The organism is Cellulomonas biazotea (genome assembly GCF_004306155.1).
GTDB lineage: Bacteria > Actinomycetota > Actinomycetes > Actinomycetales > Cellulomonadaceae > Cellulomonas > Cellulomonas biazotea.
In genome coordinates this window covers 1-2,534 of the sequence record NZ_BIMR01000455.1, presented here as the reverse complement: position 1 = coordinate 2,534, position 2,534 = coordinate 1, and the positions used below count along the sequence as shown (strand labels likewise).

The following is a 2,534-nucleotide window of genomic DNA, read 5'->3' as shown; positions in this document are numbered from 1 at the left end:
GCGGGACGCGAGCCGGACGACGCACGCGTGGCGTCGGGGCGGCCCGCGTCGTCGCGCGACGAGCGCGGACCCCGGTCGGCGTCGGGGGTGCGCGGCCGCGCGTCGTCGGCGGGACGGCCCGCGACGGACTCGAAGGTGCGGGCGAACGCCTCCCCCGCACCCGGGACGCCCGAGGCACCGGCACGGCCGGGGCGGGACGTCGCCGCGGGGGCGACGGTCGGCGGCAGCAGGTGCGCGCTCACGACGCCACCCCCAGCGAGGCCGCGAGGCCCGCAAGGCCGGAAGCACCGAGCGCGGAGCCGCTGCGCGCACCGGTCTGACCCGACGACAGCGACGCGAGCAGCTCCAGGGCGGCCCGCTGGCTCGCGGCCGTCGCACCGGCCGAGCCGGACGCACCCGTGAGCCCTGTGAGACCGGCGAGGCCCCCGATCCCCGCGAGCGGGTTCGCCACGGCGGACACGTCGGCCGCCTGCGGCAGGATCCGCCGGATCGCGGTGGGCGTCGTGTAGACGTCCCGCACGACGACGGACGCGCCCGGCTTGGGGGCGTCGATCATCTTGCCGTCGCCCAGGTAGATCCCGATGTGCGAGCCGCCGCCGAACACGACGAGGTCGCCGGGCAGCGCCTTGTCGAGGGACGCGACGGGCTCACCCATCGTCTGCTGGTCACGGGCGACGCGCGGGAAGTCGGTGACGCCGACGTCCGCGAGCGACCGGATGACCAGGCCCGAGCAGTCGAGGCCGCCCTCGGAGAGCGACTCGCCGCCCCACACGTAGGGGACGCCGACGTACTTCTGCGCGGCCGCGATGAACGACTGGGCGGTCGCGCCGCCCGTCGCGGTCGACGCCGTCGAGGCGCCGGACCCGGTGAGGGACGCGAGCAGTGTCTGGAAGTCGTCCGTCGTGGCGGTCGTCGCGGTCGACGCGGACGTCGGGGTCGCCGTCACGGTCGGGGGCGCGACGAGCGCCCGCAGCTCGGCCATGCGCGACTGCACGGCCGCGATCCCGTCGAGCGTCATGCGTCCTCCCTTGCCGGTCGCCGGCCGGCGACCTCGTCGAGCACGACCTGCTCGGCGTGCAGCTCCTCGGCGCGCACCGCGGAGTCGTGCCGCTCCTCGAGCCGCTCGACGGCCCGGGCGTCGCGCCGCGCCGCCGTCCACACGTCGGTGCTCTCGGCGGTCTGCACCTGCGCGGTCACGACCTGCTCACGGTGCTCGACGAGCAGCGCGGCGAGCGTCGCGCGGCTCGCGACCGACGCACGGAACGCGAGGTCGTCGGCGATGTCGGGCACGGTCGTGCCGTCCAGGCGCTCCTTGGTCTGGCGCGCGCGCTCGGCGGCGGCACGCTCGGCGCGGCGGGACGCGGCCAGCTCGGCGGCGGCACGGTCCTCGGCGAGCGCGCGCACGCGCAGCAGCCCGGCGAGGGGGAACTGTCGGGTCACGGCACGTCTCCCAGCTGCTGAACCAGTGCGGACAGGTGCGCCCACGCCTGCGCGGCGGGGACGACGTCCTCGATGTCCTGCCGCAGGAACGCGTCGATGGCGCGGCCGTGCGTGACGGCGGCGTCGACGAGCGGGTTCGACCCGGCGACGTACGCGCCGACGTCGAGCAGGTCCTGCGCCTGCCGGCGGGCGGCCATGACGGCCCGCAGGCGGCGGGCGGCGTCGCGCTGCTCCGCGGTGGTGACGCGGGACGCGACGCGGCTGATCGAGCCCAGCGCGTCGACGGACGGGAAGTGCCCGGCGACGGCGAGGCGGCGGTCGAGGACGACGTGCCCGTCGAGGATGGACCGCGCGGCGTCGGCGATCGGCTCGTTGTGGTCGTCGCCGTCGACGAGGACGGTGTAGAGGCCGGTCACGGAGCCCGTCGCGCCGGTGCCGGCGCGCTCGAGGAGCTGGGCGAGCAGCGCGAACGTCGACGGCGGGTAGCCGCGGGTCGCGGGCGGCTCGCCGACCGACAGGCCGATCTCGCGCTGCGCCATGGCGACGCGCGTGAGCGAGTCCATCATGAGCACCGCGTGGCGGCCCTCGTCGCGCAGGTGCTCGGCGATGCGGGTCGCGAGGAACGCGGAGCGCAGGCGCACGAGCGGCGGCTCGTCCGACGTCGCGACGACGACGACCGAGCGCGCGAGCCCCTCGGGCCCGAGGTCGTCCTCGAGGAACTCGCGGACCTCACGGCCGCGCTCGCCGACGAGCGCGATGACGGACACCTCGGCGTCCGTGCCGCGCGCGACCATCGACAGCAGGCTCGACTTGCCGACGCCGGACCCGGCGAACAGCCCGAGCCGCTGACCGCGGCCCACGGTGACGAGCGTGTCGAGGACGCGCACGCCCAGGTCGAGGGAGTCCTCGACCCGGCTGCGCTCGAGCGGGTGCGGGGCGCGCCCGTCGAGCGGCACCCACGCCTGGGCGCGCAGCGGGCCGCGGCCGTCGATGGGGCGGCCCAGGCCGTCGAGCACCCGGCCGAGCAGGCCGGGGCCCACGGGGACGCGCAGCGACTCGCGCAGCGGGCGGGCCGGCATCCCGGCGCGCAGCCC

The 2,534-nt window shown here is 77.2% G+C and carries 4 protein-coding genes; all 4 read right to left on the bottom strand.

Going from position 1 to position 2,534, the window contains the following annotated elements; translation table 11 throughout:
• On the bottom strand, window positions 1-242 hold a 242-nt coding region (locus CBZ_RS20105; protein ID WP_218022835.1), incomplete at its 3' end, for a hypothetical protein.
• On the bottom strand, window positions 239-1,018 hold the full coding sequence (locus tag CBZ_RS20100; protein WP_130783199.1) for a C40 family peptidase: 780 nt from the start codon (window positions 1,016-1,018) through the stop codon (window positions 239-241). The genes CBZ_RS20100 and CBZ_RS20105, both read right to left, overlap by 4 nt.
• Complete coding sequence (locus CBZ_RS20095) at window positions 1,015-1,440, bottom strand: flagellar export protein FliJ (RefSeq protein ID WP_130783198.1); 426 nt, start codon at window positions 1,438-1,440, stop codon at window positions 1,015-1,017. Before CBZ_RS20095 ends, CBZ_RS20100 begins: the two co-directional genes overlap by 4 nt.
• A partial coding sequence (locus CBZ_RS20090; protein WP_130783197.1) for a FliI/YscN family ATPase occupies window positions 1,437-2,534 on the bottom strand: 1,098 nt, incomplete at its 5' end. The genes CBZ_RS20090 and CBZ_RS20095, both read right to left, overlap by 4 nt.